The organism is Rhodococcus sp. G6(2025) (genome assembly GCF_058628105.1).
Genome location: NZ_CP179750.1, coordinates 7,534,275 through 7,556,812, shown reverse-complemented (window position 1 = coordinate 7,556,812; position 22,538 = coordinate 7,534,275). Strand labels below are relative to the sequence as shown.

Genomic DNA, 22,538 nt, shown 5'->3' with positions numbered 1-22,538 from the left:
CCGCGGCGGTTACGGCTTGGGAACCGGGTGCCCCTCCGAGGCCTGGACGACGACGATGCCGCTTCCGGTGAGGCACAGCTGATATGCCTCACCGGAACCGCGGCCGATCGCGGCGCCCATCTTCGCGGTCTTGCGGATCGTCGAGTGCAGGCCGGTCGACCACAGCACCGCACTCTGCATGTCGACGTACGTGGGGGTGTCCACGTTCAGGACGACGGGAGTGCCGTAGATGGTGACGGCGAGGACACCGCGGCCGGTGAACGTGGTGTTGAACAGTCCGCCGCTGAGCATCGACGCCCCCTCGACGCGGTTGATGTCCCAGCTGAGGGAGCTGTCGAACGCGAGGACGTTGGAACCGCTGACGGTCACCAACTCGTCCTCGAGTTCGAGCAGGAAGATCTCGTCGGCGTCGCGGGCGAGGAACACGTCGCCGCTGCCGGAGACCTTCATCAGCGACATGCCCTCACCGGTGAATGCCTTTTTGAAGAACTTCCCGACACCGCCGCTGCCCTGGTAGGCGAAGTCGACGTCGCCCTGGTAGGCGACCATCGATCCCTGCCGGGCAAAGAAGTGACCGCTGGTTCCGGCCAAGTCCACCTTGAGCATTCGGGGATTCTGTAGCACGAAGGTGCCCGGGTCACCACTGCGTTCCGCGTTCTTCATCAGGTCGCTGCGCATGACGGAATCCTATCCGTCCCGTCAACGAACCCATTCCGGTCCGGGCCCGTTGTCTTCTTCGAAGATCAGCCACGTCTTGGTCGACTGCACACCCTCGAGGCTCTGCAACCGTTCGAGGACGACATGACGCAGTGCGCTGTTGTCCGGTGCGCGCACCAGGACGAGAACGTCGAAATCGCCGCCCAACAGCGAGAAGTGCTCGACGAAGGGCAGTGTCCGGAGCTGGGTGGAGATCCCCCGCCACGAGTCCTGCCGAATGGAGAGGGCGATGAACGCGGACGAGCCGAGTCCCGCCTTGGAGTGCGAGATCCGGGTGGTGAAGCCTTCGATGATCCCCGCCTCCTGCAACCGCTCGATTCGGACGTAGGCGTGCGCGCGGGAGATGTGCGCCTTCTCCGCCAGCGCCCGCATCGAGATGCGGCTGTCGGCGACCAGTTCCTTGATGATGCGCCGGTCGATGGCGTCGAGTTCATACGTGTCCGCTGTGCCGCCGGCCATCTGTCCATCCCTACTGTGGTCGCTCACACTCCGGTGAGACATTCTGCCCTCAATGAGCCGATTCTAGACCGTTTGTCTCTGATTCCGCCTTGTCGTTGTCGATAGGTCGTTCAGTTGCGAGCATTGACGAACACAATGCATCTGGAGGTAGACGTGACGCTCGTAGAGCCGCCCCTGGCGACGCCGTATCGGAAGTTCCTTCCCGCCGAGTGCGCGGTGCAGTATCTGGACGCGGCCGGTGAGCTGACCGAAAGCGAGGCCCGGTATCCGAGGCCGAGCGACGATCGTCTGATCGAGATGTACCGGAACATGGTGCTGGGCAGGCGCTTCGATCAGCAGGCGACGGCTCTGACCAAGCAGGGCCGGCTGGCCGTGTACCCGTCGTCGCGTGGTCAGGAGGCCTGCCAGATCGCGGCGGCGATGAGCCTGCAACCCGGCGACTGGATGTTCCCCACGTACCGCGACTCGGTCGCGCTCGCCGCCCGCGGCATCGATCCGGTCGAGATCCTCAGCATGCTCGCCGGCAACTGGCACTGCGGCTACGACCCCGCCGCCCACCGCAGCGCCCCGCAGTGCACCCCGCTGGCCACCCAGCTCCTGCACGCGACGGGTGTGGCCTACGGCGAACACCGCAAGGGAAACGACACGATCGCCCTGGCGTTCTGCGGCGACGGCGCGACCAGTGAGGGCGACTTCCACGAGGCCCTCAACTTCGCCGCCGTGTTCAAGGCGCCGGTCGTGTTTCTGGTGCAGAACAACGGATTCGCGATCAGTGTGCCGCTCGCCCGGCAGAGCGCGGCGCCCACGTTGGCGCACAAGGGGGTCGGCTATGGAATCGGCTCCGAGCAGGTGGACGGCAACGACCCGGTCGCCATGCTCGCCGTGATGGACGAGGCCGCGAACTTCGTCCGCGCCGGCAACGGTCCCGTCATCGTCGAAGCCCACACCTACCGGATCGATGCGCACACCAACGCCGACGACGCCACCCGCTACCGCGACTCGGCCGAGGTGGAACAGTGGCTCGGCCGCGACCCGCTGGCCCGGCTGGAGAAGTACCTGCGCGGGAAGGGCCTGCTCGACAACGCATCGTCTGAGGCCCTCACCGCGGACTCCGAGGCCGCCGCATCCGCGCTGCGTGCCGGCATGAACGTCGACCGGCCCACCGACCCGATGGACCTGTTCCGGTACGTCTTCGCCGAACAGACCCCGCAACTTCGAGAGCAGCAAGCGCAGGCGGAAGCCGAACTGGCCGCCGAGTCCGAGGAGAACTGACACCATGCCCGTGCTCACCATGGCCCAGGCCCTGAACACCGCACTGCGCGACGCCCTCACCGCCGACGAGAACGTCGTCGTCTTCGGCGAGGACGTCGGCGCCCTCGGCGGCGTCTTCCGCGTCACCGACGGCCTGACCCGAGACTTCGGTGCCGACCGGTGCTTCGACACCCCGCTCGCTGAATCCGGCATCATCGGCTTCGCGATCGGCATGGCGATGTCCGGGTTCAAGCCGGTCGTCGAAATGCAGTTCGACGCGTTCGCCTACCCGGCGTTCGAGCAGATCGTCTCCCACGTCGCGAAGATCCGGAACCGCACCAAGGGTGCGCTGTCCGTGCCGATCGTCATCCGGATCCCGTTCGCGGGCGGCATCGGCGGGGTCGAGCACCACTGCGACTCCAGCGAGGGCTACTACGCCCACACCCCCGGGCTGAAGGTCGTGGCCCCGTCCACCGTCGAGGACGCCTACACCCTGCTGCGCGAGGCGATCGACGACCCGGACCCGGTGATCTTCCTCGAACCGAAACGTCTGTACTTCTCCCGCGCCGACGTCGACCTCGCGGTCGGCGCACCGATCGGACAGGCCGCCGTCCGGCGTCCCGGCCGGGACGCGACCATCGTCGCGTACGGGCCGTCGGTGACCGTCGCGCTCGAGTCTGCCGAAGCGGCCGCGGCGGAGGGGCACGACATCGAGGTGATCGACCTGCGGTCGATCGTGCCGTTCGACGACGAGACCGTCATGGCGTCGGTCCGGAAGACCGGCCGCTGCATCGTCATTCAGGAGGCGCAGGGGTTCGCCGGTGTCGGCGCCGAGATCGCCGCCCGCGTCCAGGAACGCTGCTTCCACCACCTGCACGCGCCGGTGCTGCGGGTCAGCGGATTCGACATCCCCTACCCGGCACCGAAACTCGAACGCCTCCACCTGCCGAGCGTCGACCGTGTCCTCGACAGCGTCGACCGGTTGCAGTGGAACGACTCCGTCGACACCCGCTGGGCGGTGACCGCATGAACAACCAGGTCTTCCTGCTCCCCGACCTCGGCGAGGGACTCACCGAGGCCGACATCGCCGAATGGAAAGTCCGGGTCGGCGACACCGTCACCATCGACCAGGTGGTCGTCGAGGTCGAAACCGCGAAAGCCGCGGTCGAGGTGCCGATTCCCTTCGAGGGCACGGTGATCTCCCTGCACGGCGACGAAGGCTCGACGCTGAAGGTGGGCACCCCGCTCATCACCGTCAGCGGAACCCCCGCCGCACACGAGCAGTACCGCGAAGAAGAAAAAGCCGGCTCGGGCAACGTCCTGATCGGGTACGGCACCAGCGAGGACATGCGACGGCGTCGCCGACGGGTCGGCGTGACACGCGAGGTCACACGACCGGAACCGAACCGTACCGGTGTTGCGCCACGGGTCATCTCGCCGGTCGTCCGCAACCTCGCGCGGCAGAACGATCTCGACCTGTCGCGGCTGCCCGGGAGCGGTCCCGGCGGTGTGATCAACCGCGCCGACGTCGAGAAGGCACTCGCCGCCACACCCGAGACAGCCGACGCGCAGCGGATTCCGATCAAGGGCCTGCGGAAAGCGGTCGCCGACAAGCTGTCGACGAGCCGACGCGAAATCCCGGACGCGACAACCTGGGTCGACGTGGACGCCACCGACCTCCTCGCCGCCCGCCGGGCAATCAACGCCACTCTCGACGCCGACGCCGGCGTGAGCCTGATGGCCCTGCTCGCGCGTCTGGCCCTCGCGGCGCTGAAGCAGTACCCGGAACTGAACTCGACCGTCGACACCGAACGCAACGAGATCGTCCGATACGGACACGTCCACCTCGGCATCGCGGCGCAGACACCGCGCGGCCTGGTCGTCCCGGTGATCGGAAAGGCCGACTCGCTCACCACCGTCGAACTGGCCCGGCAACTGCGGGACACGACGGCGCTGGCCCGTGAGGGGACGCTCCCGCCGGCACGACTGACCGGTGGCACGTTCACCCTCAACAACTACGGCGTCTTCGGTGTGGACGGCTCGACCCCGATCATCAACCATCCCGAGGCCGCGATCCTCGGCGTCGGCCGCATTATCGACAAACCGTGGGTGGTGAACGGGCAGTTGGCCGTTCGGAAGGTCACCCAGGTGTCGCTGAGCTTCGATCACCGCGTATGCGACGGCGGTGTCGCGGGCGGGTTCCTCAGACTGTTCGCCGACTACCTCGAGAACCCGATCACCGTGCTGGGAAGGCTCTGATGACCACCACCCACAGTGACGTCCTGATCCTCGGTGGCGGTTCCGGCGGTTACGCCTGCGCCTTCCGAGCCGCGCAGCTCGGCCTGTCGGTCACACTGATCGAAGCCGACAAGATCGGCGGAACCTGCCTGCACCGGGGCTGTATCCCGACCAAAGCGCTCCTCCATTCCGCCGAGGTCGCCGACACCGCGCGGACCGGTGCCGCGTTCGGCGTGCGAACGACGTTCGACGGCATCGACATCGAGGCGGTGCACCAGTACAAGAACGACACGATCGACCGGTTGCACAGGGGACTGCAGGGCCTGGTCGCCCAGCACGAGATCAGCGTCGTGAGCGGGCACGGAAAGTATCTCGGAGACAGGACGATCGAGGTGGACGGCACCCGCTACACCGGGACGTCCGTGGTTCTCGCGACCGGCTCCTACGCCCGGACGGTGCCGTCCATCGAACTCGGTGAGCGCATCGTCAACAGCGACGACGCATTGAATCTCGGGTTCGTCCCGAAGAAGGCCATCGTTCTCGGCGGTGGCGTGATCGGCGTCGAGTTCGCCAGCGTCTGGGCCTCGTTCGGTGCGGAAGTGACTGTCGTCGAGGCGCTCCCCCGCCTGGTCGCGGCGGAGGATCCGTGGTGCTCGAAGCAACTCGAACGCGCGTTCCGCAAGCGCGGTATCGCCGCCCGCACTGGGGTGACGGTCGCGGCGGCGAAGGAAACCGCGGACGGCGTTCTCGTGGAACTCGACGGCGGCGACACCCTCGAGGCGGAGATCCTGCTGGTGGCGGTGGGGCGCGGACCGTGCACCGGTGACAGCGGGTTCGCGGAACACGGCATCACCCTGGACCGTGGGTTCGTCGTCACCGACGAGCGGCTGCGCACCCCCGTCGACGGTGTGTACGCCGTCGGCGACATCGTGGCCGGACTTCAACTGGCGCACCGCGGCTTTCAGCAGGGTGTGTTCGTTGCCGAAGAGATCGCCGGCCTCGATCCCGTTCCCGTGGCCGAGCATCTCGTTCCGCGGGTGACGTACTCGCACCCCGAGGTCGCGTCCGTCGGACTCACCGAGAATGCCGCCCGCGAACGGTACGGCGACGTCACGGCCGTCGTGTACGACCTTGCGGGCAACGGCAAGAGCCAGATCCTGAAGACGTCGGGCGGAATCAAGGTCGTCCGAGCCGGGCACACCGGCCCGGTGGTGGGTGTGCACATGGTCGGCGACCGCGTCGGCGAGCTGATCGGCGAGGCCCAGCTGACCGTCGCCTGGGAGGCCCTGCCCACCGACGTCGCACCGTTCGTCCACGCGCACCCCACCCAGAACGAAGCACTGGGCGAAGCGATGCTGGCGTTGTCGGGAAAGCCGCTGCACGCGCACGGCTGAACGCATTCGATCCGCGTCGGGGAAGATCGCGCACCGGTCCGCGGTTGATATCGGAAACGACACAGGAGAACGCCATGACTCTTTCAGCGTCCGCGATCACCGAACCCGTCGCCGACCGGTTGGCCCACGAAGCCATCGTGTGGTTGACGACCATCGGTCGCAACGACACGCCGGTTCCCACCCCGGTGTGGTTCAGCTGGTCGGGCACCGAATTCCTGATCTTCAGTCAACCGGGCACCGCCAAGCTCGCGAACATCGGCAGGAATCCGCAGGTCGCGCTGAACTTCAACAGCAGCCCCACGGGTGGTGACGTGTCGGTGTTCACCGGGAAGGCCCGCGTCGACACGGACGGTCCCTCGCCGGAGGAGTGGGAAACCTACGTCGAGAAGTACCGCGAGGACATGGCCGGTCTGGACTACACGCCCGAGAAGTTCCGGCAGGACTACTCGACGCTCGTCCGCGTCACCCCGGACCGGTTGCGCGGCTGGTAACCCAGAGTTCTGGGCAGAACGACGGCACCGACGTCCCCGATGCGCCACCATCTGATGCGGAGCAATTCGCTCCCCACCGATACGGAGGAACTCGCATCATGGACTGGACACTCGAAGTGGTCGTTCTGCCCGTCAGCGACATCGATCGTTCCGTCGCGTTCTACCGCGACAAGCTCGGCTTCCATCTCGACCACGACACCACCAACGAGCACATGCACGTCGTTCAGCTGACCCCCACCGGTTCGGGCTGCTCGATCGTGATCGGCGACCTCCCGTCGCAGACGGAGATGGCACCCGGGTCGATGAGGGGACTGCAGTTGGTGGTCGCCGACGCCGCCGCGGCCCGCCAGGAGTTGCTCGATCGGGGTGTCGAGGTCAGCGAGATCACCGTGTTCGACGAGCGTGACGGGGGAACTTTCTTCGGATTCGCCGATCCCGACGGCAATACGTGGGCGGTCCAGCAGATCAAGGCGCGGGCGGAGAAGCCCCTGATTCCGGTCGAGGCCCGCGGCCGGTTCGGGGAGAACGGCTGAGGGTTCGCACGCTCACGTCAGGGGACAGGCGTTGCGGGTGTCGTCGACGAGTTGTTCGGCCAGGGTGAGGGCGGCGGTCAGTTCGTCGGGCGTCGTTCCGAGTCGGCCGAGGACGGCGTGAGCGCGAGCGGTGAAATCGGTGGGTGCGTTCGGCAGGGCACCGGCGGCAGCCACGGCGCCCTTCTCGTTGATCACCCAGCGCCGGGCGTGCGCGTGGAGGGCGTGGGCGCACAGGCACACCGCGCGAAACAGGCACCCCGCCACATACGTCGCATCGGCACGCGGGATCGCCTTGCGGGCCAGCACGGTGACGAAGTCCGCCTCCCACAGTCGCCGCACCAGGGCTTCGCGCAGCGGGTCCGGGTAGTGCTGCATGCCGGCGTGAAGCGCAGCGATGCGTCCGGACGGATCGGCGAGGATCACCGCCGACGCGAGTTCGCCCGCGTACGCGAAGTCCGCGAACCCGAACGGGTGACCGGTCTGGGCGTGAAACCCGTACACACCCTGCTGCGTGTCCTGCCACACCGCGGTCACCCGGTCGAGGTCGCGATACAGCCAGTCGACCGCCCGGCCGTCGAACGACAGCCACGCACCGCCGTCGACCCACGGTCCCCACTCACCCGTCCGGGTCGCCGATGCCCCGGCGCCCGCCCACTCCCGCGCGAGATCGTTCAGCCCGCCGGTGTCGAGGGCCCCGCCGTAGTAGACACCCAGGTCGTAGTCGGATTCCGCCGTGTGCGTCCCTCGGGCGCGGCTGCCGCCGAGGGTGACGCCGACGACGCCATCGACGCGGCACAACCGCTCGGCGAGGGGTCGCAACACCAGGTCCTCGAAATCCACACCCCACATCGTCCACCCCGGCCCGGCGCAGCGGATAAATTCGGTTCATGCTCATCTTGGGAACGACCGTGATCGGAGCACGCGACATCGGGCGTGCAACCAGGTTCTGGACCGAGGCACTCGGATTGACTGCGCTCCCGCCCGTCGGCGACAACGACTTCACCAACCTGACGCTGCCCGACGGCCGGCCACTGCTGGCGATCCAGCAGAGCGAACACGACGCGGAGCCCGAGCCTCGGCTGCACCTCGACCTGCACGCCCGCGACAGCGCGGATCAGGCCGCGGAAATCGAACGGCTCGTCGGTCTCGGCGCGCAGCGGGTGCCGTGGGACCGGTACCCCGAGGACTCGGACTTCGTGGTGCTGGAGGACACCGAGGGCAATCGGTTCTGCGTCATCGACAACTCTCGCGCGCCCGAACAGTGCCGGCTCGAGATGTCCTGAGGTCACTGGGCTACGCGGCGCCCGCGTAGTGGGCGGGGCGGGGCAGCATCGGCCGGCAGACGGCGCGGGGGATGCCGCACACTTCGAAGAAGTCGATGACGATGGATCGGACCTGCGCGGAGACGACCGCTGCGGAGAACCCCGCCGAGATCTCCTGCTGCGGCAGTGAGCGGGCGAATCGTTCGAGTTCGTTGCTGATCTGGATTTCGTTGGGTTTCTTCGCGGGAGTCGCGAGAATCATCAGCCGCATCCGGTCGGCGAGGTGCGCCAGATCGGAGACGGCGTCCGCCAACTGCGGGTCGACTCGCTCGCCGTCGTACGTGGCGATCAGGGCGCGCCGCACCAGGACCCGGGTGTTGCGTGCGGCGTTGTCGATCGGGTCGGCAATCGATGCCAGCCGGCCGATGCGGCGACGTCCCCGCCAGTGAATCGGTGAGATCCGGGCCACCTCGGATCCGGAGCGCAGTTCGACGCGCATGCTGTCGATGGTCGACTGCGTCGAACGGGCAAGTGCGAGAGCATCCTCCAGAGCGGAGACGTCACCCGCTGCCAGGCCCTTCGACGTTTGACGGAGGGCCGCGGCCACGCTGTCCAGCACAGCGGCGGCGCACCGGCGTGTCCGTCGCACCGGGTCGGTGGGCAACACGGACAGCGCCACCAGGCTGAGCGCACCCCCGATCAGTGCGTCCACGACACGGTCGAACGGGTGGGCGCTCGTAGCGGATGCCATGGCTGCGACCAACGCCGCCGACGAACCCGCCTGCAGGACGATCACCGAACCACCGTCGAGGAGCACCGCGAAAGACATCGCCACCGCTACCACGAGGCAGATCTGCCACGGCCCGTTGCCGATGTATCGCACGACGACGTCCGAGACGATCGTTCCGATGGTGACGCCCGCGATCAACTCGCCGGCCCGGCGGCTGCGGGCGCCCCGCGCGACGCTCAGGCACACGACCGCCGCCAACGGAGCCAGCAGCGGCTGTTCGTGACCGGCCACCTCGACCGACACCCACCACGCCGCCCCCGCGGTGACCGCCGTCTGCGCAATCGGCACCAGGTACCCCGCGAAGCGAAGCAACGCGGCGCGCACTGACGGCAGTGCGGTGGAACCGACCTTCCTGAGAAGGGCGAGTATCGAGATGAGCTGGAGCACAGTGGTACAGCTTTCTGGACGGTCACACGTGGGCAGGAGCACATTCTGTAGAGCCCGCCGCGGCCGACGACCGCCGGTGGACAAGCCTCCGCAAAGCTTGTCCTGGATTTCTTACGCCCGTGTAAAAGTCGCCGCTTTCATAGCGCAGATCACGTTATCCACGTGGTTTCGGGCGATGCGGGTCACAACGCTGCCGTCGTTTGTCGCCGGGCACGCTGCGCCACGGGGTCCGGGATCGGGAGAGCGGCCACGAGTCGTCGCGTGTAGTCGTGTCGAGGGTGGGTCAGCACGCTGGTAGCGGGGCCGGTCTCGACCAGTTGCCCGGCCCGGAGCACGGCGACCGTGGTGGATACCCGCTCGACCACGGCGAGGTCGTGGCTGATGAACACCGCCGCGAAGCCGAGCTCACGCTGGAGAGTGGCGAACAGTTCGAGCACGTCAGCCTGCACGGAGACGTCCAAGGCACTGGTTGGTTCGTCGGCGATCAGCAGGGTCGGCTCCAGCACGAGGGCCCGGGCCAACGCGACCCGTTGGCGCTGCCCGCCGGACAACTCGGACGGCAGCCGCGTGGCGAACGACGCAGGCAGCCGGACCGCGTCCAGCAGGTCGACAACCTTCTTGCGTCGCTCGGCGCGGGCGCCGACCCGGTGGATGTCGAGGGGCTCGGCGATGCTCTCCTCGAGCGTGAAGCGGGGATCGAGCGAGGCGGCGGGATCCTGCGGCACGAACGCCAGCCGACGCCGCAGTTCCCGTAGCGCGGATCCGCGGGTGGCGGCGACATCTCGGCGGTCAACGCGGATCGCCCCGGTCGCCGGAGTAATCAATCCGGCGATCGTGCGACCCAAAGTGGTTTTTCCCGAACCGGATTCGCCGACCACGCCGAGTACCTCACCCGCGGCCAGCTTCAATGACACGTTATCGAGCGCGCGGAACGCCGCCTGACCGCGCCGACCCGGGTAGACGACCGACACGGTGTCGACGTCCAGGACCGGGGTGCCTGCTTCCTCGACCCCGGCGACCGGTTCTGAATACTCGCTCGGCTGCGGAAGGCGGAGGACCGAATCGAGCAGATGCCGGGTGTACTCGTGCTCAGCTCGAGCGAAAATCTCGGTGACCTCACCGCGTTCGACCACCTCGCCGAGCTGGAGCACCACCACGCTGTCAGCGATATCGGCGACGACACCCAGGTTGTGGGTGATCAGCAGGATGCCGGCATTCGTTCGGTCTCGCAGCCGACGGAGCAGGGAGAGGATCTCGGCCTGCACCGTGACGTCGAGCGCGGTAGTGGGTTCGTCGGCCAGGAGCAGGACGGGGTCGTTGGCCAGGGCCAGGGCGATGACCACACGTTGCTTCTGGCCGCCGGAGAGTTGGTGCGGGTAGTAGTCGATGCGTTTGTCCGGTTCGGGGATCTCGACCAGGGTCAGCAGTTCGATGGCGCGTTCGCGCAACTGCTTCCGGCCCGAGCGGCCGTGCGCTCGCAAGGCCTCGCCGATCAGCCAGCCGACGGTGCGCACAGGATTGAGCGCCGTCTGCGGCTCCTGGAAGACCATCGCGACCCGTCCGCCGCGGATGGCCTCGAGTTCGCGTTCGGATGCGCCGAGCACCTCGACGCCGTCGACCTTCACGGAACCGGTCGCGATTGCGGTGGGCGGAAGCAGTCCCATCGCGGCGCGGGCAGTGATCGACTTGCCGGATCCGGATTCGCCGACGAGCGCGACGATCTCGCCCCGGTTCACCCGGAGACCGATGCTCCGGACGGCGGGGCGCGGATGGCTGAACGCCACCTGCAAGTCCGTCACGTCGAGGGCGGGAGTGGAGGATGCTGCGGTCACGAAGGTGGTCCTTTCTACAGGCGCCGCGCGTGCGCGAATGCCTGGGAGATCAGCAGAAAGCCGAGTGTCAGCAGGGAGACGACCACCAGGGGACCGACCGCGAACAGCGGGTTGGTCTCGAGATAGCGGTTGCCGTCGCTGAGGATGGAGCCGAGCGACGGAGTCGGTGGCACCACACCGATGCCGAGGAAGCTCATCGCACCCTCGATGAACACGGCGACCGACATCGACAGCGCCAGTTGCACTCCGAGTGGTTCGATCGAGTTCGGCAGAACGTGCTTGCGCAGAACCCAGCCGGTGCTCGCACCCGAGACCACGGCGGCCTCGACGTAGGGAAGTTCGCGCACCCCAAAATACAGACGTTCGTATGAGCCGACCGAACACGGGTATCTCGGCGAGGACGATCACCAGCACGATCGCGCGGACCCCGGGCCCGAGCACGGCGGTCAGGGCGATCGCCAGGACGAGCGCCGGGAACGCGAGGATCACGTCGAATACGCGCTGAGCGACGACATCGGTGTATCCCCGGATGCCGGCCACCAGACCGATCAGTGATCCGAGTATCGCGCCGGCGGGCACCGCGACGAACACGATCACCAGGTCGGCGCGAATCCCGAACAACACCCGGGACAACACGTCGCGGTTCACGTCGTCGGTGCCCAGCCAGTGTGTGGAACTGGGGCCGAGGAGGAATGACGCGTCCAACTGCTCGTCCGGCGCGAAGGGAGCCAGCACCGGGGCGAGCGCCCCGAGGAGCACCACGATCCCGACGAGTACCGCGCCGGCCAGACCTCGGCCATGTGTCAGACTGCGCCACAACGGTTCCGTGCTGCGACGTGGATCCCGATCCGCCGGGGTTTCCGGGACCAGGCCAGGCCGCAGGTCCGCGGGGCCGCCGGGAAGCGACGATTCCGGTGTCGTCACATTACGATCGACCAGCTCACTCATGCCTGTCCTCCCAATCGGATACGGGGATCCAGCCAGGCGTGGGCGACGTCGGTGAGCAGCTGCAACACCACGAACACCGCGACGGAGAGGACCAGCAACACCTGCACGAGCGGATAGTCACGGCTGTTGATCGCCTCCTCGGTGAGAAGCCCCAGGCCGGGCCAGACGAAGATCGATTCCACGAGCACGGCCCCGCCGAGCAACCCGCCCACGGTCAGTCCGAGAACGGTCAACACCGACGGCAGCGCATTCGGCAGCGCGTGCGCCAGGACGATGCGCCGACGGCTGACACCGAGCGACTGTGCCGTCACGACGTACGGTTGCCGCAGCTCGGTGTGCAACGCCTCCACCAGGAATCGGGTCAGGGCGGCCCCCGCCGGTATCGCCAGGGTGATCGCCGGAAGAACCAGATACTGCGCGGCGATGTCGGGCCGGGTCAGGAACCCGTCCGGTGGGGTCCCACCCGACGGCAGGATCGGCCAGAGGATCCCGAACACGAGCACCAGCAGCGTCCCGGTGATGAAGATGGGCAGCGCCGCCGCGATCGAGTTGTTCACCGTCACAACGGCGTCGAGCAGCCGATTGCGGAAGATCACCGAAGCGGTGCTGACGACGAGCGCGTACACCACCGCGATCAGCAGCGCGGACGCCGCCAGCACCACCGTGTTCTGGGCACCGTAGGCGATCAGGTCACCGATCGACCCGCCGACGATGTAGGACTTGCCGAGGTCGAAGCGGAACAGGGAACCGAGCCAGGACAGGTACTGCGCGACCAACGGCCGGTCCAGACCGAGATCAGCACGCACGGCCGCCAACTGTTCCGGGGAGGCGTCCGCACCGGCGAGTGTCTCCTCCGGGCTGCCGGGAACCAGGCGGAGGATCGCGAAGATGAGGAGTGAGGCGAGGAAGAGTACGAGGACGGCCGACGGGAGCCGCCTGGCCAGATAGGTCACCATGATGTCGAGTCCTGTGTCGGTGGGTGTGCGGGCGGTCGTCGGATCAGGTGCGCAGCAGGTACGTGGAATCGAAGCGCGGATCGTTGGTGCGGGACCAGTCGAATCCGCCGAGGTCGGTGGACACCACGACCTCGGTCTGCACCACCCCGATCTCCACCAGGAACAGCGACTCCAGCAGGTCCGCGTTCAGCGCGCGGTAGGCGTCGATCGCCGCGGGTGACGTGGGGTCCTGCTGCTGCCAGGCCGCCACCGCATGCGCCTGGTACTCCGGGTCGAGGAAGTTGGAGGCGTTCTTCACCGCGTTGAACGGGAAGGCCGCCACGGCCAGGGTGGACGGGGTCATCTGCGCGAACCCGTGCTGGGTGACCCACAAACCCGGGAACTGGCCGGCCACCAGCAGACTGGTCATCTGGGCTGCGTCGGTGGGGATCAGGTCGACGTCGATGCCCACGTCGCGAAGGTTCGCCTGGATGATCTCCGCGATGATCCGGGAGGTGCGGTCGGCGGGGTAGTTCAGCGGGATGGTCGGGACGTCACCGATCTCGGCGACGAGTGCGCGCGCCCGTTCCTCGTCCCGGCCGTAGGTGTTAGCGGTCTGTTCGTCGTAGGCGGGCGAGGTCCGCGGCCACGGCAGGCTGGACGCGTAACCCTTGCCGCGGTAGACGTCGGTGAGGATGCGGTCCCGGTCGATCGCGTACGCGATCGCCTGCCGGACCCGCAGGTCGTTCAGTGGCGGTGCGGAGACGTTGATCCCGATGTACTGGTCGGACTCGGCGCCCTCCAGTACGTGGGAGCGGAACCCGCCCCGGGAGACGGCGAGTTCGGCGTCGAGGGAGGGCAGATCGTAGGCGGCGTCGATCTGGCCGGTCCGCAATTTGGTCACCAGCGCCTGATCGTCGGAGACGACGGCGAACGTCACGCCGTCCAGGTGGGGCGGATCACCCCAGTAGTCGGGGTTGCGGGCCAGCGACAGTGAGACCTTCGGCTGCCAGGAGAAGAACGTGAACGGTCCGGTGCCGTTGAACACCCGCCCCTCCTTCAGTCCGTCGACCGTGTCGCCGTCGAGGATGGGCGCGACCGCCAGGAGATCGAAGATATTCCCGGTCGGCTGCGACAGGGTGAGCACGATGCGGTGCGGGTCGCTGGTGTCGAACGCGGTGATCGCCGCCGCGGTCCGCCGGAACTGCGCGTTCCAACTGGGATCCGTGTAGGTCCGCAACGTGAATTCGACGTCCCTCGAGGTGAATTCCTTGCCGTTGTGGAAGCGGACGTCGTCACGCAGCGCCAACTCCAGTCGACGTCCGTCGTCCGACAGCTGCCACGAGGTGGCCAGCCGGGGTTCGGGCTCGAGACTGCCGTGCGGGTACTGGACCAGAGTGTCGAAGACGTTGGCCGAGACTCCGCCGTTGGTGGGGTTGTTGCCCAGCGACAGGAACGTCGCGGGGATGAGGTCGGCACCGACACCGATCCGCGCCGTCCCGCCCGTGGGCACGTCCTCTCCCTGCTGGAGCACCGATTCCGTACCCGACCGCTGCAGGCCGACCGCCGAGGTGCACCCGGTGACCAGCATCACGAGGGCAGCGACAACCGCCGACACGACAAGGCCCCGTCGCGGGTGCGTGGTCGACGTGCGGAAACGAGAAGACATGGCTGTGTCCTAAGGGTCACCCGAAGGGAAGTGGAAAGGGCAGGAGAGACGCGGAACCCGTGAACACCCCGGATCGAGTTGTCCGGATGACGAGAGGCGTGAGGGGACGTTCAGCTACGGCAGCGACACCGCATGGAGGCGCGGTCGCAGCTGGTCGGGGTACCCACGGGATCGAAGCTAGCACCGGCTCGGAGGCCCGACCAAGTTCGATCAGTGGTTGAAATCTGCATGATTCTAACTACTCGACGGGCTCTTGGGCGACCGTAGGATTTCCCGGATTGCACGGGGAAATATTTCTCCGATTCTGTGGGGAAACACGCCTCGGCTAGTGAAAGGGATTGTGATTGTGACGGATTCGGCAACCAGCGGAGACGGGCAGGGTTCCGGGGGACAGCAGCTCCCTTCGGGAGCGCGAGGGTACGACGGATTCGGCGGACATATCGGGCGGACGAGTGCGGAGTCGACGCCGTGGTGGGCGCCGGAGACGAAAGCCCCCGCCGGTGCGCCGAACATCGTGGTCATCCTCATCGACGACATGGGCTACTCGGACATCGGACCGTTCGGCTCCGAGATCGACACCCCCAACCTGAACCGGCTCGCCGACAGCGGCTACCGGCTGTCGAACTATCACACCACCTCGGTCTGCTCACCGGCTCGCGCGGCGCTGCTCACCGGCCTGAACCCGCACCGCGCCGGCTACGGCAGCGTGGCCAACTTCGATCCCGGCTTCCCCGGACTGCGCATGGAACTCGCCGACGACGCGCTCAGCCTCGCCGAGATTCTGCGTGCGAACGGGTATGCCACGCACGCGGTCGGCAAGTGGCATCTCGCGCGCGACACCAACCTCGCACCGGGCCGCACCCGTGACTCCTGGCCCCTGCAGCGTGGATTCGACAGCTACTACGGCTCGCTCGAGGGGTTGAATTCGTTCTACTACCCGAACGAGCTGATTTCGGACAACTCCGTGGTCGACGTCGAGGAGTATCCGTCGGACTACTACGTCACCGATGACATCACGGACAAGGCCGTCTCGCGGATCAAGAGCCTGCGCGCCCACGACGCCGACAAGCCGTTCTTCCTGTACTTCTCGCACATCGCGATGCACGGACCGCACCAGGCCAAGCCCGAAGACCTGGCCAAGTACCGCGGCCGCTACACCGAGGGCTGGGACGCAGTGCGACGCAGCCGCTTCGACGCGCAGCTCGAGGCAGGGTTCTTCCCGCCCGGCACCCAGATGGCCGAACGCAACACCGAACCCGGCTACGACGCGCCGCCGTGGGACGAGCTCACCGAAGAGGAGCAGCTGCGGTTCGCCCGGTACCAGGAGGTCTACGCCGCGATGGTCGACAGCATCGACCAGAGCGTGGGGCGGGTGCTCGACACCCTCGACGAACTCGGCGAGACCGACAACACCATCATCGTGTTCACGTCCGACAACGGTGGCACCGCTGAGGGCGGCGCGGCGGGAACGCGTTCGTACTTCAGCCAATTCGTGCACGGACCGGTCCCGTCGGACTGGGTGCGCGACGTTCCGCACGACGAGGAACTGATCGGCTCGGAGAGGATCGGCGTCCACTACCCGCGCGGCTGGGGGCAGGCGTCGAATACCCCGTTCCGGTTCTACAAGGGCCAGACGTTCGCCGGTGGTGTCCGGGTGCCGTTCCTGCTGTCCTGGCCAGCCGGACTCGGGCGTGCCGACGGCGACACCGGACTGCGCAAGCAGTACTCGTACGTCACCGACATCACGCCGACGCTCCTGGATCTCGCTGGACTCGAAACTCCGAGCCACCGGAACGGGCTTCCCGCCCAGGAGCGTGACGGTGTCAGTATCGTCGACGTTCTGCGTGACGCCGCGCAGCCCACCCCACACACGGAGCAGTACGCCGAGTTCGGTGGTCACCGCGGGTTCTACCGGGACGGCTGGAAACTGCTGTCGCTGCACACGGATCCGACCCGGGTCGACGATCCACAATGGCAGCTGTTCGACGTCGAATCCGACCCCGCCGAAACCACGGACGTCGCGCATCTCTTCCCCGAGAAGGTGCGGGAACTCGCCGAGGCGTGGGATCGGGCGGCGTGGCACAACACCGTGTTCCCGATCCTCAACGACCGCAAGGCCGTGCAGCGGCGACCCGACGAGCGTCGACTCGCGGAGCCGGTGAAGATCCTCGCGGGCACGCCGACGCTGGAACGCTATCGGTCCAGTGTGCTGATCCAGTACCGCGACTTCACCATCGACGTCGCCACCCATGCGATCGCTGCGGGCGAGGAAGGCGTTCTCGTCGCGCACGGTGACCCGCACGGCGGATACGTGCTCTACGTCGAGGACGGCCGGATCGTGTTCGCGGTCAACAGTTACGGCCGCGTCGCACACACCTCCGCGCCCCTCGGTGCGGATGTGGTGGGCGTGCAGGTGCGGGCGGACGCCACCGAATCCGTCCGGTGGAACTTCACCGTCGCCCTCACCGACTCGGCCGGGGTCAGCACCGACGTGGCCACCCTCGTCGACCAGTTCCAGCTGGTCGGCATGGCGCCGTGGACCGGGATCTCGGTGGGCGTCGACGCCCGCGGACCCGTCGTGTGGGATCTGCGTGAACGCCGTGGAACCTTCCGATTCACCGGCAGGCTGCGGTCGGTCACTTACACCCCCGGGCCCGTGCGGGTGCCCGAACCGGTCATCCAGGAGGTCGAGGAGCTGGCCGAGGCCATGGCCGACTGACCGAAGGGGTCGGGCGCGCGAGAACGCGCCCGACCTCCGCTGGGTTACCGGTCAGCTGTCGCCGTCGGAATCCTTCTTGCCGTCGGAATTTCTGCGCCAGTGGGTGAAGCGCTCCTTGATGTCCGCCGCGACGTCGCCGACGCCGTTGCCGACGGCGTCCACGGTGGTGCCCAGTCCGCTGCCGATCTCACGGAGCATGCGGATCAGCGGGTCGTTCGAGGTGTCGAAATTCTGTTTGTACGATTTCGCGGCCTTGCGGAATTCCTCGCTGATCTTGGCGTCGTCGTCCTCGCCGCGGCGCGGGTACTCCCCGCGGAGTATCGCCGCGTAGGCGCCGCTGTCCACCCACTTCTTCAGCTCGGCGGCGCGCAGCACCGAGAACGGATGGGTGAGCAGTTCGATGTTGAGGAGCTTGAGCACGCCGTCGCGCAGGTCGCCGCTGGCGTCGTACTCCGCGGCCTGGGCCAGGAAGGCGTCGGTGTCGATCTCGCTCACCCGAGAGCCGCCGGCCAGCTTCAACTGAACGCGAAGGGCGGTGTGGACGTCCTGCCCGCACAGCAAACCGGCACGGTCGCCGGACAGTTCCGACTTGCGCTGCCACTCCATGAGCGCGGCGATGATCGCGCGCAGCGCCCACCCGCCAATCGGGATCCAGCCGATGGTCCCGGCCAAGCGCATCAGATGCATGAGGATCGTGCGATACACCGCGTGCCCGGACAGCGCGTGCCCGAGCTCGTGGCCGATGATGAACCGCTGCTCCTCGTAATTCATCACGTCCAGCAGTCCGGTGGTGACCACGATGAACGGACGGTCCATGCCGATGGTGAAGGCATTCACGACCGGGGTCTGCAGCACGAACAGCTCGGGCGTCTCGTCTGCGCCGAGAATCCGCACGCAGTCGCTGCGGAGGTCGTGGAGATCACTGAACTGCCGTTCGTCGACGCGCACGGACGTGGCCAGGTACATCAGCCGGTGCTGGCGCTCCTGCAACAGACCCGAGATGGTTCGGAAGACTGTGTCGAACCCCTTCAAGGTGCGCAGGGTGACGAGCGCCGCGCGATCCGCCGGGTGCTCCCACGCACGCGAGCTGATGTCCGGGAACGCCGTGCGAACGCGGTCTGGTGTGGTGGTCAAGCTTTCCCCCTGGGTCGGTGTGCGCGGTGCAGAGCCCTCCCGGTCAGGGTAGCGCCGGAGGGTAGCGGCGGCGGTCGTGCTGGGCAGTTTGCCAACCGCCGACCACGGCGGCTGCTCCGAACATGCGCAGGATGCTCAAATGCGACGCTCGGTATTGCTCAAAGTGCGTTCCGATGGTCGACTGTTGTGCGAGATCTGCACACGAGACCTCGAAGATGCGGTGAGGTCGGTTCCCACAGGTCCGCCTGCCCGTCACCGCCGATCCGCCTCGCTCACGAACTGGGCCGAGGAGGATCGGATTCGGTGCCAGGAACTCACAGGCAAGGACGAAACGATGAACGACGCCCGCACGATCGACGACCACCCGGCGCAGCTCAGCCCGCGCGCGACCACTCCGGAAGCGCTCGTGGAGATCGAGAAGCGCGTGCTCTGGTTGGCGACATCGATGATCCACCACGCCAACCGGGTTCGCCCGAATCCGACAGGATTGAAGGTCGGTGGGCATCAGGCGTCGTGCGCGTCGATGGTCTCGATCATGACGTCGTTGTGGTTCGAGCAGCTCCGGCCGGGTGACCGGGTGTCGGTCAAACCCCATGCCTCGCCGGTGCTGCACGGCATCAACTACCTGCTCGATGAGCTGGACGAGAAGTATCTGACGACGCTGCGGGAGTTCGGTGGCCTCCAGTCCTACCCCAGCCGGTTGAAAGATCCTGATCCGGTGGACTATTCGACCGGGTCGGTCGGCATCGGCGCGACGGCCCCGATCTGGGGTGCCATCGCCCGCCGCTACGTGAACACCCAGATCGGTTCTGCGGGCACGGGCCGCCAGTACTCGCTCGTCGGTGACGCCGAGTTGGACGAGGGCGCGGTGTGGGAGGCGATCCTCGACACGTCCGTGTCCGAACTCGGGGAGATCGTGTGGATCGTCGACCTGAACCGGCAGTCCCTGGACCGGGTGGTGCCGAACATCGCCGCGGGCCGGCTCGAGGCCATGTTCTCCGCCGCCGGATGGCAGGTGATCACCGTGAAATTCGGGACCCTGCTCGAGTCGCTGTTCACCCGGGCGGGCGGTGCGGCGCTGCGGACCCGGATCCTGGACATGCCCAACCCGGAGTACCAGCGGCTGCTGCGCTGCGACGCCGAGCAGGTGCGGGTGCGGCTGCCCGGCGACGGTCCCGACGCCGCCGCGATCGCATCGCTCATCGCCGGCCTCGATGACGAGACCCTGCTGCAGGCGATCCGGAACCTCGGCGGTCACGACCTCGACGCCCTGCGCGCCGCGTACGCGCAGATCGACGACACCCGCCCGACGGTGATCATCGCCTACACGATCAAGGGTCGCGGCCTGCCGACGCAGGGGCATCCGCAGAATCACTCGTCGCTGCTGACCGTCGAGCAGTACGAACAGCTCGCCGCGGAACTGGGCATGGACCCGGCGAAACCGTGGGCTAGGTTCGGCGCCGACAGTGCGGCGGGCCAGGTGTGCGCGGCGACTGCGGACAGGTTGCGGCGGAACCCCGTCGAACCGGCAACCCCGCCCGCGGTCCCGGCCGATATCGGCCGCACCCCGTCGGGGACGTCCACGACGCAGGCCGCCTTGGGCCGGGCGCTGCTGGACCTGTCCCGGGAGGCCCCCGACGCTGCGAAACGGGTGGTCACCGTCAGCCCCGACGTCTCCTCGACCACGAACCTGGCCGGCTGGCTGAACAAGGTGGGGGTGTGGTCGCCCAACGAGCGCCGCAACTGGTTCGACGACGACGCCGAGACGATCATGCACTGGCGGGAAAAGCCCACCGGGCAGCACATGGAACTCGGCATCGCGGAGACGAACCTGGTCGGGTTGATGGGCGAGCTCGGTTCCACCTGGAGTCGCTGGGGCCAGCCGTTGTTCCCGATCGGGGTGATGTACGACCCGTTCGTCGAACGCGCCCTCGAACCCTGGTCGTACGGCATCTATGCGGGTGGGCAGTCGATCCTGGTCGGCACCCCGTCCGGGGTGACCCTGGCGGCGGAGGGTGGGGCGCATCAGTCGATCAAGACCCCGTCGATCGGCCTCGAGCAGCCCGGGTGTGTGAGTTACGAGCCGGCGTTCGCGATCGACGTCGAGTGGACGCTGCTCGACAGCATCTCCCGCCTGGGCCGCCCGGACGGCTCCTCGTCGTATCTGCGGCTCTCGACCCGCCCGGTCGATCAGACCCTCGCCGCCGTCCCCACCGATCCCGCCGCCCGGGAGCGTCGCCGCCGTCAGGTGGTCGCCGGCGCGTACACCCTCCGGCACAGCGACAAGCCGGCGGTCACGCTGGTCGGGATGGGCGCGATGATCACCGAAACCCTCGCGGCCGCGGACCGGTTGGCCGAGCAGGGGATTGCCGCCGACGTCGTGTGCGTGACCAGTCCCGGGTTGTTGTTCGAGGCGGTGCAGGCGCGCCGCGGCCTCACCGACGGCCCGTCGTGGATCCTCGATCAGGTGTTCCCCGCCGGCCGGGCGGCGCCGATGGTGACCGTCCTCGACGGGCACCCGCACACCCTCGCATTCCTGACCGGGATCAACCACGTTCCCGGTGCGGCGCTCGGGGTCAGCAAGTTCGGGCAGGTCGGCTCCCTCGACGACGTCTACCGCTACCACTGCATCGACACCGACAGCATCGTCCGCGCCGCACTCGACCTCTCCTGAACGAACGGGACGCTCGTTGCATCAGATCGAACGAGCGTCCAGTTCGTTCAGCACAGACGGCACCGGCAATACCTTTTGGGTATCAGAAGATCCATAACTAGTGTTGGACTTGAATGGTTGGCGCTCCTAGCCTTGTGGACACAGCGCGCACCGACGGCGGCGCGATTGCGAACGAGGAGAACGAAACCCATGGCCACTGCGTCCCCCCACGAGATCGCTCACAAGCTCGGCTCCGGTCTGTTGTCGTTCCCGGTCACCCACTTCAAGGATGACCACTCGTTCGACGAGGCCGCGTATCGCGAGAACATCGGCTGGCTCGGGCAGTTCGACGCCTCCGGGTTGTTCGCCGCAGGTGGCACGGGTGAGTTCTTCTCGCTCACCCCGCCGGAGGTGGAGCAGGTGGTCCGGGCAGCGGTGCAGGAGGCACCCGACGGTCTCCCGGTGATCGCGCCCGCCGGTTACGGCACGGCCACGGCCGTGCAGATGGCCCGGTCGGCGGAGAGCGTCGGCGCGCACGGCATCCTGCTGCTTCCCCCGTATCTCACGGAGGCGAGCCAGGACGGCCTCGTCGCCCACGTCAAAGAGGTGTGTGCCGCAACCACTCTCGGGGTGACGATCTACAGTCGCGCCAACGCCGTCTACACCGAGGCCGCTGTCGCGGAGCTCGCGGACAGCTGCCCGAACCTGGTCGGGTTCAAGGACGGGGTCGGCAACATCGAGCAGATGACCCGCATCTACGCGAGTCTCGGTGACCGGCTGACCTATGTCGGCGGACTGCCCACCGCCGAGATGTTCGCATTGCCGTATCTCGCGCTGGGTGTCACCACGTACTCCTCGGCCATCTACAACTTCGTTCCGAAGTTCGCGCTCGACTTCTACAACGCCCTCCGCAGCGGAGACAACGCATTCGTCATCAACGCACTCAACGAGTTCGTGATCCCGTACTGCAACCTGCGCAACAAGAAACAGGGTTACGCGGTCAGCATCATCAAGGCCGGCATGACGGCGATCGACCGACCGGCAGGCCCGGTGCGCGCGCCTTTGACCGACCTCGACGCCGTCGAACTGGCCGAGCTCGCCGACCTGATCAAGAAGGTGAGCTGAG

Annotated in this window: 18 protein-coding genes and 1 pseudogene; 10 read left to right on the top strand and 9 right to left on the bottom strand. The window is 67.4% G+C overall.

Features of this window, described 5'->3' with window-relative positions; all coding sequences use genetic code 11:
- Positions 1-9 precede the first annotated feature (9 nt).
- Complete coding sequence (locus ACLIVD_RS35015) at positions 10-678, bottom strand: AIM24 family protein (RefSeq protein WP_491931565.1); 669 nt, start codon at positions 676-678, stop codon at positions 10-12.
- Between the two features lie 21 nt (positions 679-699).
- A complete protein-coding gene (locus ACLIVD_RS35010) occupies positions 700-1,176 on the bottom strand; it encodes an Lrp/AsnC family transcriptional regulator (RefSeq protein ID WP_280779499.1) in 477 nt (158 codons plus the stop codon).
- Between the two features lie 135 nt (positions 1,177-1,311).
- Between ACLIVD_RS35010 and pdhA the strand changes: the two genes are divergently transcribed.
- The 6 genes from pdhA (at position 1,312) to ACLIVD_RS34980 (ending at position 7,083) form a co-directional block, all read left to right on the top strand.
- Positions 1,312-2,448, top strand: a complete 1,137-nt coding sequence (gene pdhA / locus ACLIVD_RS35005; RefSeq protein ID WP_283333161.1) for a pyruvate dehydrogenase (acetyl-transferring) E1 component subunit alpha — start codon at positions 1,312-1,314, stop codon at positions 2,446-2,448.
- 4 nt (positions 2,449-2,452) lie between these two features.
- Positions 2,453-3,457, top strand: coding sequence for an alpha-ketoacid dehydrogenase subunit beta (locus ACLIVD_RS35000; protein WP_283333160.1), 1,005 nt, complete (start codon positions 2,453-2,455; stop codon positions 3,455-3,457).
- Complete coding sequence (locus ACLIVD_RS34995; RefSeq protein WP_283333159.1) at positions 3,454-4,686, top strand: dihydrolipoamide acetyltransferase family protein; 1,233 nt, start codon at positions 3,454-3,456, stop codon at positions 4,684-4,686. The genes ACLIVD_RS35000 and ACLIVD_RS34995 overlap by 4 nt, the downstream gene beginning before the upstream one ends.
- Complete coding sequence (gene lpdA, locus ACLIVD_RS34990) at positions 4,686-6,059, top strand: dihydrolipoyl dehydrogenase (protein ID WP_491931564.1); 1,374 nt, start codon at positions 4,686-4,688, stop codon at positions 6,057-6,059. The genes ACLIVD_RS34995 and lpdA overlap by 1 nt, the downstream gene beginning before the upstream one ends.
- Before the next feature lie 74 nt (positions 6,060-6,133).
- Positions 6,134-6,550: a TIGR03667 family PPOX class F420-dependent oxidoreductase gene (locus ACLIVD_RS34985; RefSeq protein WP_477951487.1), complete on the top strand. Its 417-nt coding sequence runs from the start codon at positions 6,134-6,136 to the stop codon at positions 6,548-6,550.
- A gap of 98 nt (positions 6,551-6,648) precedes the next feature.
- A complete protein-coding gene (locus ACLIVD_RS34980; protein ID WP_283333156.1) occupies positions 6,649-7,083 on the top strand; it encodes a VOC family protein in 435 nt (144 codons plus the stop codon).
- Positions 7,084-7,095: 12 nt separating this feature from the next.
- Here the strand turns inward: ACLIVD_RS34980 and ACLIVD_RS34975 are convergent, their stop codons facing one another.
- Positions 7,096-7,932 (bottom strand): nucleotidyltransferase domain-containing protein, encoded by an 837-nt coding sequence (locus tag ACLIVD_RS34975; RefSeq protein WP_491931563.1) that lies wholly within the window; start codon positions 7,930-7,932, stop codon positions 7,096-7,098.
- A gap of 38 nt (positions 7,933-7,970) precedes the next feature.
- Here ACLIVD_RS34975 and ACLIVD_RS34970 point away from each other — a divergent pair, with 38 nt between their 5' ends.
- Positions 7,971-8,366 (top strand): VOC family protein, encoded by a 396-nt coding sequence (locus tag ACLIVD_RS34970; protein WP_491931562.1) that lies wholly within the window; start codon positions 7,971-7,973, stop codon positions 8,364-8,366.
- Between the two features lie 10 nt (positions 8,367-8,376).
- Here ACLIVD_RS34970 and ACLIVD_RS34965 read toward each other — a convergent pair whose 3' ends face one another.
- The 5 genes and pseudogenes from ACLIVD_RS34965 to ACLIVD_RS34945 all read right to left on the bottom strand — a co-directional run bounded on the left by ACLIVD_RS34965 (position 8,377) and on the right by ACLIVD_RS34945 (position 14,906).
- Complete coding sequence (locus ACLIVD_RS34965; RefSeq protein WP_491931561.1) at positions 8,377-9,522, bottom strand: FUSC family protein; 1,146 nt, start codon at positions 9,520-9,522, stop codon at positions 8,377-8,379.
- A 182-nt stretch (positions 9,523-9,704) separates the two neighbouring features.
- Positions 9,705-11,354 carry a dipeptide ABC transporter ATP-binding protein gene (locus ACLIVD_RS34960; RefSeq protein ID WP_491931560.1) on the bottom strand — a complete coding sequence of 550 codons (1,650 nt, stop codon included), beginning with the start codon at positions 11,352-11,354 and terminating at the stop codon, positions 9,705-9,707.
- A 14-nt stretch (positions 11,355-11,368) separates the two neighbouring features.
- Positions 11,369-12,302, bottom strand: a pseudogene (locus ACLIVD_RS34955) (ABC transporter permease).
- Entirely contained in the window at positions 12,299-13,258 is a 960-nt protein-coding gene (locus tag ACLIVD_RS34950; protein ID WP_283333150.1) for an ABC transporter permease, read from the bottom strand. Before ACLIVD_RS34950 ends, ACLIVD_RS34955 begins: the two are co-directional and overlap by 4 nt.
- A gap of 43 nt (positions 13,259-13,301) precedes the next feature.
- Positions 13,302-14,906 (bottom strand): ABC transporter substrate-binding protein, encoded by a 1,605-nt coding sequence (locus ACLIVD_RS34945; protein WP_317569391.1) that lies wholly within the window; start codon positions 14,904-14,906, stop codon positions 13,302-13,304.
- 346 nt (positions 14,907-15,252) lie between these two features.
- On the opposite strand from ACLIVD_RS34945, the gene ACLIVD_RS34940 reads away from it, so the two are divergent.
- Positions 15,253-17,625, top strand: coding sequence for an arylsulfatase (locus tag ACLIVD_RS34940; RefSeq protein ID WP_491931559.1), 2,373 nt, complete (start codon positions 15,253-15,255; stop codon positions 17,623-17,625).
- A 51-nt stretch (positions 17,626-17,676) separates the two neighbouring features.
- On the opposite strand, the gene ACLIVD_RS34935 is transcribed toward ACLIVD_RS34940, so the two are convergent.
- On the bottom strand, positions 17,677-18,759 hold the full coding sequence (locus tag ACLIVD_RS34935; RefSeq protein ID WP_283333147.1) for a M48 family metallopeptidase: 1,083 nt from the start codon (positions 18,757-18,759) through the stop codon (positions 17,677-17,679).
- A 334-nt stretch (positions 18,760-19,093) separates the two neighbouring features.
- Here ACLIVD_RS34935 and ACLIVD_RS34930 point away from each other — a divergent pair, with 334 nt between their 5' ends.
- Together ACLIVD_RS34930 and kdgD are read left to right on the top strand one after the other, a co-directional pair.
- Positions 19,094-21,433: a thiamine pyrophosphate-binding protein gene (locus ACLIVD_RS34930; protein WP_491931558.1), complete on the top strand. Its 2,340-nt coding sequence runs from the start codon at positions 19,094-19,096 to the stop codon at positions 21,431-21,433.
- Between the two features lie 189 nt (positions 21,434-21,622).
- Positions 21,623-22,537 carry a 5-dehydro-4-deoxyglucarate dehydratase gene (kdgD, locus tag ACLIVD_RS34925; RefSeq protein ID WP_317569396.1) on the top strand — a complete coding sequence of 305 codons (915 nt, stop codon included), beginning with the start codon at positions 21,623-21,625 and terminating at the stop codon, positions 22,535-22,537.
- The last annotated feature ends 1 nt before the right edge of the window (position 22,538 follow it).